Consider the following 13143-nt stretch of genomic DNA (forward strand, 5'->3'; position numbering starts at 1 on the left):
TCATGCTGAATCTGTGCCGGCTGTTTTCGGATGACATATAAACCGCCGCAGTTTGCGGCGGCTTAACTTGACTTTTGTCAAGGTGACTGCTATAGTCACGACTCAAGCAATTACAATTGGGGAGTTGGATCTATAATGCCGACTATTAATCAACTTATTCGTAAAGGGCGTAAGGCGACTCACAACAAGACAAAATCGCCCGCCCTGGAGTCTTGTCCTCAGAAACGGGGTGTATGTACCCGTGTTATGACTGTAACCCCGAAGAAGCCGAATTCCGCTCTGCGGAAGGTTGCGCGTGTGCGTCTTACCAACGGGTTTGAGGCGACCGCCTATATTCCCGGAATCGGGCATAATCTTCAGGAGCACTCGGTTGTTCTTTTGCGTGGCGGCCGTGTCAAGGACCTTCCCGGCGTTCGCTATCACATAGTTCGCGGTGCCAAGGATACCCTGGGTGTCGACGATCGCAAGCAGGGCCGTTCCAAATACGGTGCCAAAAAGCCGAAGGCCTAGGGAGAGTGCAGTATGAGTAGACGTAAAGTCAGTCCGGTCCGCCCGGTGCTGCCGGATCCCAGATTCGGAAGCAAGGTTCTTGCAAAGTTTGTGTCCCGCATGATGGTGGACGGAAAGCGATCCGTTGCCCGCCGCGCAGTATATGATGCAATGGATGTTATCCAGAAAAAGATGAACGAGGAACCGCTTCAGGTTTTTCTCAAGGCCATCGAAAACGTAAAACCCGCCGTCGAGGTTAAGTCCCGCAGGGTGGGCGGTTCCACGTATCAGGTTCCCGTCGAAGTCAGGGAGACCCGCCGTGAAGCCCTTGCAATGCGCTGGATTATCCAGGCTGCCAGGGACCGGAGCGGAAAATCCATGAGTGAACGGCTGAGCGCTGAACTTATGGACGCCTATAACAATGCCGGTGTAGCCTTCAAGAAGAAGGAAGACACCCACCGTATGGCCGAGGCCAACAAGGCTTTTTCACACTACCGCTGGTAGTATGGAGTTCAGGGGGGAGATTGCCGTCCCCCCTTGACGTATAAGGTGTCGAGGGTATACTATGGCCCTCGCACCGGAACAATTGTTTCGGTTGTTTGCGAGAGATCGCATTGCGGGTAATGAAGGGCGTTTAATGCTCCGCTGCGTGTACCTGTAATGTACGGCTCTGCGGCCAAACCGGTCGTCTTTTGTTTGGGATGATCAGGTGGTTGGGGTTTGATCTTGGATTCTATGTCTGTATTCGGACATCTCCACGATTTATCCTGTCTTTTGCCCTCCTGACTGTATGCCGGTTTTCCCGCGACCTTGAATATATTTTTATCATGTGCTTATATAATACTTTTAAATTTTTTGCGTCTTTATGAGCGCAAGGAGGAATAGGAATGGCCAAAGCAAAATTTGAGAGGACGAAGCCGCACATTAACGTTGGTACTATTGGCCACGTTGACCACGGCAAGACTACTCTCACTGCAGCTATCACCATGTACAGTGCCACTAAGTTTGGTGGTAAGCTTATGAAGTATGACGAGATCGACAACGCGCCGGAAGAAAAAGCGCGGGGAATCACGATCAATACTCGCCATGTCGAGTATGAAACAACTGCCCGACACTACGCTCATGTAGACTGTCCCGGTCACGCCGACTATATCAAGAACATGATTACCGGTGCTGCACAGATGGACGGTGCTGTTATCGTAGTTGCGGCTACCGACGGTGCGATGTCTCAGACCAAGGAGCACATCCTTCTGGCCCGTCAGGTAGGTGTGCCTTCGCTGATTGTCTTCATCAACAAGTGTGACCAGGTTGACGATCCTGACCTGATCGAGCTGGTTGAGGAGGAGATGAAGGATCTTCTTAACGAGTATGGATTCCCCGGGGACGAGACTCCCATTATCAAGGGATCTGCTTTCGAGGCTATGGAGAATCCTGACGATCCCGAGAAGACCAAGTGTATTGAAGATCTTCTCAATGCCATGGACAACTACTTCCCCGAACCCGAGCGTGCAATCGATGGTACTTTTCTTATGCCCATCGAGGATGTTTTCTCCATCCAGGGGCGTGGTACTGTCGTCACCGGTCGTATCGAGCGCGGTATTGTCAAGGTTTCCGATGAGCTTGAAATTATCGGAATCAAGGATACCAAGAAGACTGTCTGTACCGGTGTTGAGATGTTTAACAAGCTGCTCGACCAGGGGCAGGCCGGTGACAATATCGGTGCGCTTCTTCGCGGTACCGACAAGAAAGAGGTCGAGCGTGGACAGGTTCTCGCAAAGCCCGGTTCGATTACTCCGCACATGAAGTTTAAGGGACAGGTATACGTGCTGAACAAGGAAGAGGGCGGACGCCACTCTCCCTTCTTCTCCGGGTATCGTCCTCAGTTCTACTTCAGAACCACCGACATTACCGGTTCCATCACTCTGCCCGAAGACAAGCAGATGATCATGCCTGGTGACAATACAGAAATCAATGTTGAGCTTATTCACCCCATTGCCATGGAGAAAGGGCTTAAGTTCGCTATTCGTGAAGGCGGCCGGACGGTAGCTTCCGGTCAGGTTACCGATATCATCGAGTAAGATTATTCTGTCGGGTCCCGCCCGCTTTGAGGCGGGGCCTTTTTTTAGGAGGAAGGATGGCGAAGAATAGAATTCGCGTGCGGCTGCGGGGCTTTGATGTGGAGCTTGTTGATCAGAGCGCCAAATCCATCGTGCAGACCGTTGGTAAAGCCGGTGCGAGGGTTGCGGGACCGATTCCGCTGCCTACACGGATTAACAAATTCACCGTACTGCGTTCTCCCCACGTAAACAAGAAGGCGAGGGAGCAGTTCGAAATGCGTACGCACAAGCGACTGATTGATATTCTGGATCCGACGTCCAAGGTGATGGACGCCCTTATGAAGTTAGAGTTGCCCGCCGGAGTTGATGTAGAAATCAAGCAGTAGGCTTTAGCGGCAATAATACGTCTGTCTGCCGTACATGCACACAGACCAATTTTATTGATCGAGGTTTTATACCATGTTGGGATTGTTGGGAAAAAAGCTTGGGATGACCCAGGTGTTCGATGAGAGGGGTGTTCTTACCCCCGTTACCGTAATAGAAATTGTAGAAAATACCATATTGAATAACAGAACCGAAGAAAAGGACGGATATACCGCAGCGGTTCTGGGCGCCTTTGAGCAGAAGGAATCCAGGCTGTCGAAACCGGTTCTTGGACAGTTCAATAAGAGCGGATCTTCTCCGAAAAGGATTGTTCAGGAAGTCCGGGATCCTGATTTTGAAGGCGAACCGGGAACTTCCCTGGGTATCGATCTTTTCGAAGGGATCCGGTTTGTTGATGTTATCGGCGATTCGAAAGGAAAGGGCTATCAGGGAGTTATGAAGCGCCACGGTTTCAAGGGTGGTAGAGCTACCCATGGTTCCAAGTTTCACAGAGGCTTGGGAAGTACCGGTATGGCAGCGACTCCTTCGCGGGTGCTGAAGGGCAAGAAGATGCCCGGACGGATGGGGAATGAACGGGTGACTGTTCAGAATCTCCTGGTTGTAAAGATCGATCCTGAGAAAAACGCCCTGCTGGTGAAAGGAGCTGTCCCTGGCCCCAAGAACGGCGTTGTGTTTGTTCGGAAAGCCAAGAAGCGATAGCGACCGATTTAGCAGGATTATTAGAATAGAGGCGATCAATGGAAAAGAAGGTTTTGTCTACGGACGGAAAAGAGATACGAAGCATCGAGCTGTCGGATGAGGTCTTTGGCCGTGAGGTCAGCGATGGTGCTATTTATTATGCCATTCGAAACGAACTGGCGAATATGCGGATAGGTACCGCTTCCACGAAAACCCGAAGCGAGGTTCGTGGTTCAGGGGCAAAGCCCTGGAGTCAGAAGGGTACCGGCCGGGCACGTTCCGGGCACCGCAGGTCCCCTGTGTGGGTCGGGGGTGGAACGGTTTTTGGTCCCAAGCCCCGGGATTACAGCTATACCGTTCCCAAAAAAATGAAGCGTGCTGCGATGAAGTCGATTCTGAGCATGAAAGCGAAGGACGATTCTCTGGTGGTGGTAGAGGATTTTACTGTCGACAGCGGGAAGACAAAAGATCTATCCCTTATCCTCCGGAACCTTACAGCCGGTGAGCGGACTGTTATGATCCTGAAGGACGATGACGCGATGGTTAAGCGCGCCGGCCGGAATATTCCCTGGTTGACGATTCTTTCCTACAATCGTCTGCGGGCTCATGATCTTTTTTATGGCAGGAAGCTGCTGGTTCTGGAAACTGCCGTAAAGAATCTGAATGATTTCTATGCAGGACAGGCTTCCAAAGCCTAAGGTGGTGAGATTATATGGATACACAACAGATAATCATTGAGCCGGTTCTGACCGAAAAGACCAATCTGATGCGGGAAGGCGATCAGAAGAAATACGTTTTCAAGGTGCATCCCTGGGCCAACAAGAATATGGTGATGCGGGCCATGAAGGAACTTTTCGATGTCAAGCCTGTTAAGTGCAATATCGTAAATGTCAAGGCAAAGCCCCGTTCGACCAGGACGAAGCACGGTGTACGCCGCGGCAGCACAACTCCCTGGAAGAAGGCGATCGTTACCCTGGCATCAGGCGATAAGATCGAAATCATCGACGGCATTTAACACAGCGGTAAGGAGAAGCGAGAATGGGTATAAAGAAATACAAGCCGAGAACCCCGGCTTTGCGGTATAAAACGTCTCTTACGTTTGAAGAAATAACCGCAACCAAATCTGAAAAGGCTCTTACCATCGGGAAATTTCAGAAGGCCGGAAGGGGCGCTGGCGGACGTATCAGTGTCCGGCGCAGGGGCGGCGGACATAAACGAAAATACAGGGTCATCGACTTTAAAAGGGACAAATATGGAATACCCGGCAAGGTCGCTACCATAGAATATGATCCCAACCGCAGCGCTAACATTGCTCTGATACATTACGCCGACGGCGAAAAGCGGTACATCCTGGCCCCCAGGGGTCTGAAGGTCGGCATGTCCATCGTCAGCGGTGAAAACGCACCGAAAGAGATTGGAAACGCTCTTCCCCTGGAGAATATCAACCTTGGTATGACTGTTCATAACGTCGAGCTCCAGAAGGGGCGTGGCGGACAGCTTGTCAGGGCAGCCGGAATGGGTGCGACCCTGGTTGCCAAAGAGGATGACTACGTAACTCTTAAGCTGCCATCCGGGGAGATGCGTCTTGTTTTCAAGAAGTGCATGGCTACTCTTGGAGAAATTGGAAACGAAGATCACATGAACGTTTCCATCGGAAAGGCCGGTCGTTCACGCTGGCTTGGAAAGAGGCCGAAGGTCCGGGGTGTAGTGATGAACCCCGTTGATCACCCCCATGGAGGCGGTGAAGGAAGAACTTCCGGCGGACGTCATCCGGTTACCCCCTGGGGTCAGCCTACCAAGGGTTACAAGACACGGAAGAAGAGAAAATCCTCCGGCAAGTTTATTGTCAAGAAGCGGAAATAGGAGAGAGTCGTGGCGCGTTCTATAAAGAAAGGACCATTTATCGAGAAGAAGCTGTACAAGCGTATACTCGAGATGAGCAAATCCGGTGAGAAACGGATGATCAAGACCTACTCCCGGTGTTCTACGATTATTCCTGAGATGGTTGGATTAACTATTTCGGTTTATAACGGTAAGAGCTGGGTGCCGGTTTATGTAACGGAAAACCTGGTCGGACACAAGCTTGGAGAGTTTTCCCCGACAAGAATTTTCCGTGGTCATGCAGGTTCTGACAAGAAAGCCGGAAAGAGATAGGTGAGGCAATAAGATATGGAAGCGAAGAAAGGCTATAAAGCTAATATTCGGCATCTGCTGATTGCTCCGACCAAGTTGCGCCGGGTTGCAAACGTAGTCCGGAACAAGCCTTACGTCGAGGCAATGGCTATTCTTGAAAGTCTGCCTCAGAAGGGAGCGAAATTCCTGACCAAGGCGATTCATTCTGCTGCGGCCAATGCCCTGGTACAGAATAAGCAGCTTGACGAAGAGATGCTGTATATCAAGGATCTGCAGATCAACGAAGGTCCGAGGCTCAGGCGTCTGTGGGCTCGTGCGCGGGGACGCCGGGACATCCTGCAGAAACGTATGAGTCATATATCTGTAGTCGTAGACGAAATTGCTGAGAGGGGTAAATAGGATGGGGCAGAAAGTTAATCCCATTGGATTGCGTTTAGGAATCAACAAAACATGGTCTTCCAAATGGTATGTGGATCCCAGGGAATACGCTGATACCCTTCATGAAGACCTTGCTCTCAGGAAGGCTCTCGCCGCATCTCCCGAGGCTCAGGGTGCTGAGATATCCGAAGTTGAGATTATCAGGCATCCCCAGAGGATAACCATCGTAATTCACACCTCCAGACCGGGAATTATCATCGGTGCCAAGGGTGCGAATATAGAAAAGGTGGGCGGTCGTCTTCAGAAGATTGCCAACAAGAAAATCCAGCTTAAGATCAAAGAGGTTAAACGACCGGAGGTCAACGCTCAGATAATCGCCCAGAATGTTGCACGGCAGCTGAAGTCCCGCGGTTCCTTCCGGCGGGCCCTCAAGATGGCTGTAAATAACGCCATGAAAGCCGGTGTGCAGGGTGTCAAGGTGCGCGTAGCAGGACGTCTTGGCGGTGCCGAGATGTCCAGGACCGAACAGTATAAGGACGGACGGGTTCCTCTTCATACACTGAGGGCGAATATTGATTACGGTACCGCCGAGGCCGACACCACCTTCGGCGTTATCGGGGTTAAAGTCTGGGTTTTTACCGGCGAAGTATATCGGAAGGATCGAAAGGAAGACGCAGGGCTCCTGGTTCGGAAAAAGAAAACCCCCGCTGCTGCGTCGGAGAGGAGCTAAGCGATGCTGAGTCCAAAGAGAACGAAGTTCAGGAAACAACACCGTCAGGTTCGTCGTCTGAAAAAGACAGCTAACCGGGGGAATAAGATATCCTTTGGAGATTTCGGGTTGATTGCCCTTGAGGGTGAGTGGATAACCAACCGGCAGATAGAAGCTGCCCGTATCGCGATGACCAGACACGTAAAGCGTGGCGGTAAGGTCTGGATCAGGATATTCCCTGACGTTCCTTACACAAAGAAACCTGCTGAAACGCGGATGGGAAAAGGTAAGGGTAACCCCGAAACCTGGGTAGCTGTGGTCAAAGAGGGAACCGTAATGTTCGAGATGGCGGGTGTCCCCCTTGAGCTTGCGCAGGAAGCTATGAAACTTGCTGCATCCAAGCTGCCCATCAAGACGAAGTTCGCCGTACGGCGGGATTTGGAGTAATAGCTATGAAGAACTCATTTTCTGATCTTACGTATGATGAGCTTCTGCTGAAGCGTGAGGAGCTGAAATCGAAGCTCCGTGAACACCGGTTTAACAAGGTGCTTGGGCACGTGGAAAATCCGGTGGAAAAACGTAACCTGCGTCGAAGCGTAGCTCGTTTGAACACGATTATCCACGAGTATGCCCTTGGAATGCGAGTACCGGAAGAAGGTAGGAAATAGAAATGGATACTATGGATAAAGACGCGGTGGAAAAGACAAGTAACGAAACCGGCAAAAAGGTGTATACCGGGGTGGTCGTCAGTGACAAAATGGACAAGTCCATTGTGATTCAGGTTTCGACACGGCAGCTGCACCCCTTGTATAAGAAATATGTCGCCCGGTCAAAGAAGTTTATGGCCCATGATGAGAATAATGATGCACATATCGGAGATACTGTACGCATTGTTGAGTCCCGGCCCATGAGTAAGCGAAAAACCTGGAAGCTGGTTGAAATTGTAGAGCGCGCGAAATAATCCGACGCGACATGAGGGAGAAGAATTACCATGGTACAGATGCAGACATATCTGAATGTTGCCGACAACAGCGGAGCAAAGCGCGTCCAGTGTATTAAGGTGCTCGGAGGCAGTAAAAGAAAATATGCCGGAGTCGGCGATATTATAGTAGTTGCGGTGAAGGATGCTCTTCCCAATGCTGCCATCAAGAGCGGGGATGTCCAGAAGGCTGTAATCGTGCGGACTAAAAAGGAGTTTCGTCGCCCGGACGGAACCTACATCCGCTTTGATGACAACGCCTGCGTTATTATTGACGCAAACCTTAATCCCCGGGGAAAGCGTATTTTCGGGCCTGTAGCCAGGGAGCTTAGAGATACCGGTTTCATGAAAATCGTATCACTGGCTCCAGAGGTCCTTTAGGCTCTGCACGAGGTATAAAGGATGAGTGGGAAGATGAAGATAAAACTGAAAAAAGAGGACACAGTCCAGGTCATCGCGGGGAAAGACGCCGGAAAGAGCGGTAAAGTTCTCAGAATTGACCGGAACAAGGGACGTGTAGTGGTTCAGGGGCTGAATATGGTCAAAAAGTCCGTAAAGCCCAGGAGTCAGCAGGACAAGGGAGGTATCATCGATATCGAAGCCGGTCTTGCAGTTTCTAACGTCATGATCGTATGCAAAAAATGCGGACCTACACGGATCGGATATAAAATCGATGGCGATTCGAAGATCAGGGTCTGCAGAAAATGCGGGGAGGCTCTTTGATGGCTGAGTACACACCCAGACTTAAAAAGGTGTATCTGGAAACCGTCAGAAAAGAACTGGTGGAAGAGTTCGGATACAAGTCACCGATGCAGATCCCTCGGGTAGAGAAGGTCAGCGTTAGTGTTGGTGTCGGTGATGCCATCGCCAATAAGAAATTCCTGGATTCTGCAACAAAGGAACTGGAGCAGATTACCGGTCAGCATGCGGTGAAAACCAAGGCCCGGAAATCCATAGCCAACTTCAAGCTTCGTGAAGGTATGGAGATAGGCGCAAAGGTTACATTGCGGGGAAATTACATGTGGGAGTTTCTCGAGAGACTGTTGAATGTAGCTCTGCCTCGTGTAAAGGACTTCCGGGGAGTCAATCCCAAAGCCTTCGACGGAAAAGGGAACTACGCTCTCGGTATCCAGGAGCAGATTATTTTTCCTGAAATTGATTACGACAAGATCGAACGGGTCAGCGGGCTTAATGTTGCAATCGTAACCAGCGCAAAGAACGACGACGAGGCTCGTAGTCTTCTGCAGAAGCTCGGAATGCCCTTCAGGAAATAGGAGTAAACGAGATGGCTAAGAAATCAATGATAATAAAAGCAGCGCGGAAGCCGAAGTTTATGACCAGAAAGGTTAACAGGTGTCGTGTCTGCGGACGTCCCCGGGGATATATGCGCAAATTCCAGATGTGCAGGGTCTGTTTTCGCAAATATGCGAGCGAGGGACTTATTCCCGGTGTAACAAAATCAAGCTGGTGAGGGAGTATTAAATGGCTGTTACCGATCCTGTAGCAGATATGCTGACAAAGATACGAAATGCAAGTAGTGCGCGTTTCGACCGAGTTGATATTCTTACCTCTAAACTGAAGCTTGAGATTGTTAAAATACTCAAGAACGAGGGGTATATTAAAAACTTCAAGAAAACTACCGTGGATGGGAAAAACTACATCCGTATTTTTCTGAAGTTCGACGATAAACAGAAGCCGATAATCCACGGGATAAAGAAGATTTCCACCCCCGGAAGAAGAATCTACGCCGGATACAAGAAGCTTCCCCGTATCTTCAACGGGTATGGAACACTGATCGTTTCCACCTCCACGGGGGTAACGACCGGGAAGAAAGCTGCGGAAAAGAAGGTCGGCGGCGAACTTATTTGTTCGGTATGGTGAGGGTAGTGAGATGTCACGTGTAGGAAAATTACCGATAGAGATACCCAAGGGGGTAAAGGTTAATCTCAACAACTCTGTTGTAGAGGTTGAGGGCCCCAAGGGAAAGCTTACCCAGGAGATCAAAGGCGATATCAGCCTCAACATAGAAGACAGCCAGGTTGTCGTTGAGTGCAACAGCCAGACAAAGCAGAATCGGTCTTATCATGGATTGTACCGAAAATTGCTGCAGAACATGGTTACCGGAGTAAGCAACGGGTTCAGTAAAACCCTGCTTATAAACGGAGTCGGTTACCGGGCAGAGCTAAAGGGTAAAGTCCTTGCTTTGAACCTGGGATACTCCAACATGATTGAGTTCATGATAAACGATGATGTTTCGGTAAACCTTGAGGGAAACAACAAGGTTATTATAAGCGGCATAGACAAACAGAAGGTAGGTCAGGCTGCTGCCGAAATACGTTCTTTACGGCCCCCGGAGCCATATAAAGGCAAGGGTATCGTGTATGAAAACGAGAATCTGCGCCGTAAGATCGGTAAGTCTGGTGTTAAGTAAGGATTAGCATGATGAAGAAGATAGAGGAAAAACTCAGAAAGCGTCTTCAGCGCAAACGGCACATCAGGAAACAGATTTTCGGTACCGCAGAAAGGCCGCGGATGACCGTCTACCGCAGTAACCGCTATGTCTACATACAGGTAATCGATGATGCCGGCGGCGTAACGATTGCCGCAGTGAATAACAGACAGAAGGACAGTGCGGATCTGAAAACCAATGTCGAGAATGCAGAAAAGCTCGGTGAGAAGATCGGTGCGCGCCTGAAAGAGCAGTCGGTTGATACTGTTGTTTTCGACAGGAACGGTTACAAGTATCACGGGATAGTCAAAGCTATAGCCGACGGTGCCCGGAAAACCGGACTGAAGTTCTAGGGGGATATGGTGGAAAGACGAGATCGAGATAATCGCGATAGAGATCGGGATAAAGAATTTACTGAGAAGCTGATAAAACTGAACCGTGTCGCCAAGGTCGTCAAGGGTGGTCGCCGCTTTTCCTTCTCCGCTCTGGTAGTCGTTGGAGATCAGAAGGGCCGTGTAGGTCTGGGCTTTGGAAAGGCAAACGATGTAACCGAGGCGATCCGCAAGAGTATTGAGAAGGCAAAGAAGAATATGATAAACCTGCCTCTTAAAAATGGTACTCTGCCGCATGAAGTTATCGGTCAGTTCAAAAGTGCCGAGGTGCTCATGAAACCCGCGGCCCCGGGTACCGGCGTAATCGCCGGAGGTCCGGTACGTGCGGTTATGGATGTGAGTGGTGTTACCGATATCCTGAGTAAATCTCTGGGCTCCAAAAATACCATAAACATCGTAAAAGCGGTGTTTGAAGGCTTTAACAATATCCTCGACGCCAAAGAGGTTGCGAGGAACCGTGGTAAGAGCCTTGCGGAAATGTGGGGGTAAGGTATGAAATTACGGATCAAACTTGTTAACAGCGTAATTGGACGCCCGCAGAACCAGAGGCGGGTAGTTGAAGCCCTGGGCTTAAAAAAGCTGAACAGCACGGCTGACCATGACGATGTCCCATCTATCCGGGGTATGGTCAGGAAGGTTTCTCACCTGGTTCAGGTAGAGGAGATCAAATAATATGGAATTGCATGCACCGAAAGGTTCTACAAAGAAAAAGATAATTGTGGGTCGTGGAAACTCCGCTCGACGGGGACGGACCTCTGGTAAAGGAAACAACGGTCAGAACGCACGTTCCGGTGGAGGGGTCCGACCCGGATTCGAGGGCGGGCAGATGCCTCTCTACAGGCGGGTTGCACGGCGGGGATTTTCAAATTATCCTTTTAAAAAGGAATATCTGCCGGTAAACCTCGAGCTGATCGAAAAGAAATTTGCCGACGGCGAAACTGTCAGCCTGGAAACTCTCAAAGAGAAGAAGCTTGTCAAGGGCAAGAACGTTGCCGTAAAAATTCTTGCGAACGGTGAAATAACAAAGAAGCTGACCTTCCAGGTTGATCATGTTTCATCCGCTGCAAAAGAAAAGATCGAGAAAGCCGGCGGTACTGTTGCCGTTGCTGCTCAGGAGAAAAGCGAAAAAAACGCCGAAGAAAAAGGCGAATAGGACTGAACTGATATGGCGACGAATCCACTAGTTGATATTTTCCGTATCCGCGACCTCAGACAAAGGATATTGTTTACCCTCGGAATGCTGGTTGTCTTTCGGCTTGGGGCCAACCTTCCAATTCCAGGTATAAACGTGAAAGCTTTGAATCTCTACTTTATGTCTCAGCAGGGAGGTGCGGGGGTCGGTATTACCGAGTATATCGACTTCTTTGCGGGTGGAGCGTTTAAGAACTTCTCCATTTTTATGCTTGGTATAATGCCCTACATCTCCACCTCGATCATCATGCAGCTTCTGGTGCTGGTTTTCCCCAGCCTCAAGCGCATAAGTGAACAGGAGGGGGGACGAAAGAAGATACAGCGCTACACTCGTTACGGAACGGTAGTAATATGTCTGATCCAGTCCTATGCCGTAACCATATATGCAAATCAGATCCCTGATGCCATAAACATAAACCGGACGGCTTATACTTTCATCGCAATGCTGACTGTTACGACGGGAACGATATTTCTTATGTGGATTGGCGAACAGATCAGTCAGCGGGGGATCGGTAACGGTATATCCCTGCTTATCTTCGCCGGTATCGTTGCCAGGATGCCCGCTGCATTTATCACCCTTATCGAGAAGGTGCAGATCGGCGAGCTGAACCCTGTCTTCGTTATTCTGGTCCTTGGAATGTTCATAGCAGTCATTGGGCTTGTAATCTACGAGCAGCAGGGTCAGCGAAAAATCCCGGTTCAGTATGCAAAGAGGGTGGTCGGTCGAAGGATGTACGGCGCACAAAACACCTACATACCCTTCAAAATCAACCCGTCAGGTGTAATACCTGTAATCTTTGCCTCCAGTGTACTGACCTTCCCGCTGCAGATTGCGGGAAACCTGGGGGGACAGGTAAGCTGGCTTCAGAGTCTCAGTTACTGGTTGCGGCCGAACGGTATTCCCTATCTTATTATGTACACCCTCTTGATTATCTTTTTTGCATACTTCTATACTCAGGTGACCCTGAATCCCCATGAAATTGCAAAACAGATACGGGAGAACGGGGGATCCATTCCCGGTATACGTACCGATAAGATTGAAGAGTATTTGAATACAATTTTGAGCCGGATTATACTGCCCGGTGCATTATTCCTGGCTTTTATTGCAGTTATACCTTCCATCGTGCAGATGCTCTTTAACTTTCCTCTGGAAGTGGCTATGCTGATGGGTGGAACATCGCTGCTTATTATGGTAGGTGTAGACCTTGATACGATGTCCCAGATCGAGGGACACCTGAGGATGCACCATCATGACGGCCTGGTTAAGAAGGGCAAAATTCGATCAAGAAACCTATAAGGGGACC

The 13143-nt window shown here is 49.9% G+C and carries 25 protein-coding genes; all 25 read left to right on the forward strand.

Translation table 11 applies throughout. From position 1 onward, the window contains the following. Positions 1 to 135: 135 nt before the first annotated feature. The 25 genes from rpsL (at position 136) to secY (ending at position 13136) form a co-directional block, all read left to right on the forward strand. Entirely contained in the window at positions 136 to 510 is a 375-nt protein-coding gene (gene rpsL, locus B4O97_RS00150; protein WP_083047101.1) for a 30S ribosomal protein S12, read from the forward strand. A 12-nt stretch (positions 511 to 522) separates the two neighbouring features. Next, complete coding sequence (gene rpsG, locus B4O97_RS00155; protein ID WP_083047103.1) at positions 523 to 993, forward strand: 30S ribosomal protein S7; 471 nt, start codon at positions 523 to 525, stop codon at positions 991 to 993. A gap of 383 nt (positions 994 to 1376) precedes the next feature. After that, the gene (gene tuf, locus B4O97_RS00160) at positions 1377 to 2567 is read left to right on the forward strand and encodes an elongation factor Tu (RefSeq protein ID WP_083047105.1); all 1191 of its coding nucleotides are present in this window, start codon (positions 1377 to 1379) and stop codon (positions 2565 to 2567) included. A gap of 56 nt (positions 2568 to 2623) precedes the next feature. Further along, positions 2624 to 2932 (forward strand): 30S ribosomal protein S10, encoded by a 309-nt coding sequence (gene rpsJ, locus B4O97_RS00165; RefSeq protein WP_083047107.1) that lies wholly within the window; start codon positions 2624 to 2626, stop codon positions 2930 to 2932. Between the two features lie 73 nt (positions 2933 to 3005). Beyond that, on the forward strand, positions 3006 to 3629 hold the full coding sequence (rplC, locus tag B4O97_RS00170; RefSeq protein WP_083047109.1) for a 50S ribosomal protein L3: 624 nt from the start codon (positions 3006 to 3008) through the stop codon (positions 3627 to 3629). Between the two features lie 38 nt (positions 3630 to 3667). Then, positions 3668 to 4306 (forward strand): 50S ribosomal protein L4, encoded by a 639-nt coding sequence (gene rplD / locus B4O97_RS00175; protein ID WP_083047111.1) that lies wholly within the window; start codon positions 3668 to 3670, stop codon positions 4304 to 4306. A 14-nt stretch (positions 4307 to 4320) separates the two neighbouring features. Beyond that, on the forward strand, positions 4321 to 4623 hold the full coding sequence (gene rplW / locus B4O97_RS00180; protein ID WP_083047113.1) for a 50S ribosomal protein L23: 303 nt from the start codon (positions 4321 to 4323) through the stop codon (positions 4621 to 4623). A 23-nt stretch (positions 4624 to 4646) separates the two neighbouring features. Beyond that, on the forward strand, positions 4647 to 5471 hold the full coding sequence (gene rplB, locus B4O97_RS00185; protein ID WP_083047115.1) for a 50S ribosomal protein L2: 825 nt from the start codon (positions 4647 to 4649) through the stop codon (positions 5469 to 5471). Positions 5472 to 5480: 9 nt separating this feature from the next. Then, entirely contained in the window at positions 5481 to 5762 is a 282-nt protein-coding gene (rpsS, locus tag B4O97_RS00190) for a 30S ribosomal protein S19 (RefSeq protein ID WP_083047117.1), read from the forward strand. A 15-nt stretch (positions 5763 to 5777) separates the two neighbouring features. After that, positions 5778 to 6140, forward strand: coding sequence for a 50S ribosomal protein L22 (gene rplV, locus B4O97_RS00195; RefSeq protein ID WP_083047119.1), 363 nt, complete (start codon positions 5778 to 5780; stop codon positions 6138 to 6140). 1 nt (position 6141) lies between these two features. After that, positions 6142 to 6849 (forward strand): 30S ribosomal protein S3, encoded by a 708-nt coding sequence (rpsC, locus tag B4O97_RS00200; RefSeq protein WP_083047121.1) that lies wholly within the window; start codon positions 6142 to 6144, stop codon positions 6847 to 6849. Between the two features lie 3 nt (positions 6850 to 6852). After that, the gene (gene rplP / locus B4O97_RS00205) at positions 6853 to 7275 is read left to right on the forward strand and encodes a 50S ribosomal protein L16 (RefSeq protein ID WP_083047123.1); all 423 of its coding nucleotides are present in this window, start codon (positions 6853 to 6855) and stop codon (positions 7273 to 7275) included. Between the two features lie 5 nt (positions 7276 to 7280). Then, the gene (gene rpmC / locus B4O97_RS00210) at positions 7281 to 7496 is read left to right on the forward strand and encodes a 50S ribosomal protein L29 (RefSeq protein WP_083047125.1); all 216 of its coding nucleotides are present in this window, start codon (positions 7281 to 7283) and stop codon (positions 7494 to 7496) included. A gap of 26 nt (positions 7497 to 7522) precedes the next feature. Then, positions 7523 to 7789, forward strand: a complete 267-nt coding sequence (rpsQ, locus tag B4O97_RS00215; protein ID WP_083047604.1) for a 30S ribosomal protein S17 — start codon at positions 7523 to 7525, stop codon at positions 7787 to 7789. Between the two features lie 30 nt (positions 7790 to 7819). Then, complete coding sequence (gene rplN / locus B4O97_RS00220; RefSeq protein WP_083047127.1) at positions 7820 to 8188, forward strand: 50S ribosomal protein L14; 369 nt, start codon at positions 7820 to 7822, stop codon at positions 8186 to 8188. A 33-nt stretch (positions 8189 to 8221) separates the two neighbouring features. Continuing rightward, positions 8222 to 8530, forward strand: coding sequence for a 50S ribosomal protein L24 (rplX, locus tag B4O97_RS00225; RefSeq protein WP_233142866.1), 309 nt, complete (start codon positions 8222 to 8224; stop codon positions 8528 to 8530). Next, a complete protein-coding gene (rplE, locus tag B4O97_RS00230) occupies positions 8530 to 9081 on the forward strand; it encodes a 50S ribosomal protein L5 (protein ID WP_083047131.1) in 552 nt (183 codons plus the stop codon). Before rplX ends, rplE begins: the two co-directional genes overlap by 1 nt. A gap of 11 nt (positions 9082 to 9092) precedes the next feature. Then, complete coding sequence (locus tag B4O97_RS00235; protein ID WP_083047133.1) at positions 9093 to 9278, forward strand: type Z 30S ribosomal protein S14; 186 nt, start codon at positions 9093 to 9095, stop codon at positions 9276 to 9278. 11 nt (positions 9279 to 9289) lie between these two features. Further along, positions 9290 to 9688: a 30S ribosomal protein S8 gene (gene rpsH, locus B4O97_RS00240; RefSeq protein WP_083047135.1), complete on the forward strand. Its 399-nt coding sequence runs from the start codon at positions 9290 to 9292 to the stop codon at positions 9686 to 9688. Positions 9689 to 9698: 10 nt separating this feature from the next. Further along, the gene (gene rplF / locus B4O97_RS00245; RefSeq protein ID WP_083047137.1) at positions 9699 to 10238 is read left to right on the forward strand and encodes a 50S ribosomal protein L6; all 540 of its coding nucleotides are present in this window, start codon (positions 9699 to 9701) and stop codon (positions 10236 to 10238) included. 8 nt (positions 10239 to 10246) lie between these two features. Further along, positions 10247 to 10609 (forward strand): 50S ribosomal protein L18, encoded by a 363-nt coding sequence (gene rplR, locus B4O97_RS00250; protein WP_083047139.1) that lies wholly within the window; start codon positions 10247 to 10249, stop codon positions 10607 to 10609. A 6-nt stretch (positions 10610 to 10615) separates the two neighbouring features. Beyond that, the gene (rpsE, locus tag B4O97_RS00255; protein WP_083047141.1) at positions 10616 to 11137 is read left to right on the forward strand and encodes a 30S ribosomal protein S5; all 522 of its coding nucleotides are present in this window, start codon (positions 10616 to 10618) and stop codon (positions 11135 to 11137) included. Between the two features lie 3 nt (positions 11138 to 11140). Beyond that, positions 11141 to 11320, forward strand: coding sequence for a 50S ribosomal protein L30 (gene rpmD / locus B4O97_RS00260; protein ID WP_083047143.1), 180 nt, complete (start codon positions 11141 to 11143; stop codon positions 11318 to 11320). Position 11321: 1 nt separating this feature from the next. After that, positions 11322 to 11801, forward strand: coding sequence for a 50S ribosomal protein L15 (gene rplO / locus B4O97_RS00265; RefSeq protein ID WP_083047145.1), 480 nt, complete (start codon positions 11322 to 11324; stop codon positions 11799 to 11801). 12 nt (positions 11802 to 11813) lie between these two features. Beyond that, positions 11814 to 13136, forward strand: coding sequence for a preprotein translocase subunit SecY (gene secY, locus B4O97_RS00270; protein WP_083047147.1), 1323 nt, complete (start codon positions 11814 to 11816; stop codon positions 13134 to 13136). Positions 13137 to 13143 lie beyond the last annotated feature (7 nt).

Origin of the sequence: Marispirochaeta aestuarii (assembly GCF_002087085.1) — a bacterium.
Classification (GTDB): domain Bacteria; phylum Spirochaetota; class Spirochaetia; order JC444; family Marispirochaetaceae; genus Marispirochaeta; species Marispirochaeta aestuarii.

What these genes read in the sequence shown, in the direction of transcription:
- rplN (WP_083047127.1), top strand. Translation starts at nt 7,820, where the DNA reads ATGGTACAGATGCAGACATATCTGAATGTTGCCGACAACAGCGGAGCA.
- rpmD (WP_083047143.1), top strand. Translation starts at nt 11,141, where the DNA reads ATGAAATTACGGATCAAACTTGTTAACAGCGTAATTGGACGCCCGCAG.
- rpsJ (WP_083047107.1), top strand. Translation starts at nt 2,624, where the DNA reads ATGGCGAAGAATAGAATTCGCGTGCGGCTGCGGGGCTTTGATGTGGAG.
- rplF (WP_083047137.1), top strand. Translation starts at nt 9,699, where the DNA reads ATGTCACGTGTAGGAAAATTACCGATAGAGATACCCAAGGGGGTAAAG.
- rplP (WP_083047123.1), top strand. Translation starts at nt 6,853, where the DNA reads ATGCTGAGTCCAAAGAGAACGAAGTTCAGGAAACAACACCGTCAGGTT.
- rpsC (WP_083047121.1), top strand. Translation starts at nt 6,142, where the DNA reads ATGGGGCAGAAAGTTAATCCCATTGGATTGCGTTTAGGAATCAACAAA.
- rplD (WP_083047111.1), top strand. Translation starts at nt 3,668, where the DNA reads ATGGAAAAGAAGGTTTTGTCTACGGACGGAAAAGAGATACGAAGCATC.
- rplB (WP_083047115.1), top strand. Translation starts at nt 4,647, where the DNA reads ATGGGTATAAAGAAATACAAGCCGAGAACCCCGGCTTTGCGGTATAAA.
- rplX (WP_233142866.1), top strand. Translation starts at nt 8,222, where the DNA reads ATGAAGATAAAACTGAAAAAAGAGGACACAGTCCAGGTCATCGCGGGG.
- tuf (WP_083047105.1), top strand. Translation starts at nt 1,377, where the DNA reads ATGGCCAAAGCAAAATTTGAGAGGACGAAGCCGCACATTAACGTTGGT.
- B4O97_RS00235 (WP_083047133.1), top strand. Translation starts at nt 9,093, where the DNA reads ATGGCTAAGAAATCAATGATAATAAAAGCAGCGCGGAAGCCGAAGTTT.
- secY (WP_083047147.1), top strand. Translation starts at nt 11,814, where the DNA reads ATGGCGACGAATCCACTAGTTGATATTTTCCGTATCCGCGACCTCAGA.
- rpsG (WP_083047103.1), top strand. Translation starts at nt 523, where the DNA reads ATGAGTAGACGTAAAGTCAGTCCGGTCCGCCCGGTGCTGCCGGATCCC.
- rpmC (WP_083047125.1), top strand. Translation starts at nt 7,281, where the DNA reads ATGAAGAACTCATTTTCTGATCTTACGTATGATGAGCTTCTGCTGAAG.
- rplW (WP_083047113.1), top strand. Translation starts at nt 4,321, where the DNA reads ATGGATACACAACAGATAATCATTGAGCCGGTTCTGACCGAAAAGACC.
- rplV (WP_083047119.1), top strand. Translation starts at nt 5,778, where the DNA reads ATGGAAGCGAAGAAAGGCTATAAAGCTAATATTCGGCATCTGCTGATT.
- rplR (WP_083047139.1), top strand. Translation starts at nt 10,247, where the DNA reads ATGATGAAGAAGATAGAGGAAAAACTCAGAAAGCGTCTTCAGCGCAAA.
- rpsL (WP_083047101.1), top strand. Translation starts at nt 136, where the DNA reads ATGCCGACTATTAATCAACTTATTCGTAAAGGGCGTAAGGCGACTCAC.
- rpsE (WP_083047141.1), top strand. Translation starts at nt 10,616, where the DNA reads ATGGTGGAAAGACGAGATCGAGATAATCGCGATAGAGATCGGGATAAA.
- rplC (WP_083047109.1), top strand. Translation starts at nt 3,006, where the DNA reads ATGTTGGGATTGTTGGGAAAAAAGCTTGGGATGACCCAGGTGTTCGAT.
- rplE (WP_083047131.1), top strand. Translation starts at nt 8,530, where the DNA reads ATGGCTGAGTACACACCCAGACTTAAAAAGGTGTATCTGGAAACCGTC.
- rpsH (WP_083047135.1), top strand. Translation starts at nt 9,290, where the DNA reads ATGGCTGTTACCGATCCTGTAGCAGATATGCTGACAAAGATACGAAAT.
- rplO (WP_083047145.1), top strand. Translation starts at nt 11,322, where the DNA reads ATGGAATTGCATGCACCGAAAGGTTCTACAAAGAAAAAGATAATTGTG.